Genomic DNA, 744 nt, shown 5'->3' with positions numbered 1-744 from the left:
CTGCTCCGCAGCGACGACGCCGGCCGCGCCGCGATCGTCGTGGCCGCCGCGGCGACCGACGCCCCGCCTCGCGAGACCTGGCCCGCGCCACCCGCGGGGCTGCGCTATGCCGCCGACGCCGTCACCCCGCCCGCGCACCTGGCGCCCGCTGTGGCCGCGCTGCTGGACCGTATCCTGCTGGTCGCCGACGCCGGCGAGGCCGCCCGCGCCATCGAGGGCCGCCCCGGCCTGCGCGCGGTGACCCGCGACGGCGACGTGTTCGGCGCCGTGCTCGTGCGCGGCGGATCGTCGTCGGCCCCCAGCCTGCTGGAGGTGCAGGCCGCGGTCGACGAGGCCGCCGAGAGCCTGGCGGAGGCCGCGGCGGCCGGCAAGCGGGCCGCCGCCGACCTCGCCGAGGCCAAGCAGGAGCGGGCCGGGGCCGCGGGCGCCGTCGAGGAGATCACCGCCCGCCGCCGCGCCGCCGACAAGCGCCGCAACGAGATCGCCCAGCAGGTCGGCAAGCTCGGCGGGCAGGCGCGTTCGGCCGCCGCCGAGGTCGAGCGCTACACCGCCGCGGCGGCCAAGGCGGCCGCCGGGCGCACCAGCGACCTCGACACCCTCGCCGACCTGGAGCGGCGGCTCGCCGAAGCCGAGGCCGAGCCGGTCGACGACGGCGAGCCCGACACCGAGCGGCGCGACGCCCTCGCCGAGAGCGCGGCGGCCGCCCGCTCCGCCGAGATGGAGGGGCGGCTGGCGGTGCGCACC

Annotated in this window: 1 pseudogene; it reads left to right on the top strand. The window is 80.8% G+C overall.

Annotated features, from left to right (window positions below):
• Positions 1 to 744: pseudogene (locus tag ACFOVU_RS26900) on the top strand (chromosome segregation protein SMC); the annotation flags it as partial.

Source organism: Nocardiopsis sediminis (genome assembly GCF_042650565.1).
GTDB lineage: Bacteria > Actinomycetota > Actinomycetes > Streptosporangiales > Streptosporangiaceae > Nocardiopsis_B > Nocardiopsis_B sediminis.
Note: the sequence above shows the minus strand (reverse complement) of the source record. Positions and strands in the feature narration are given on the sequence as shown.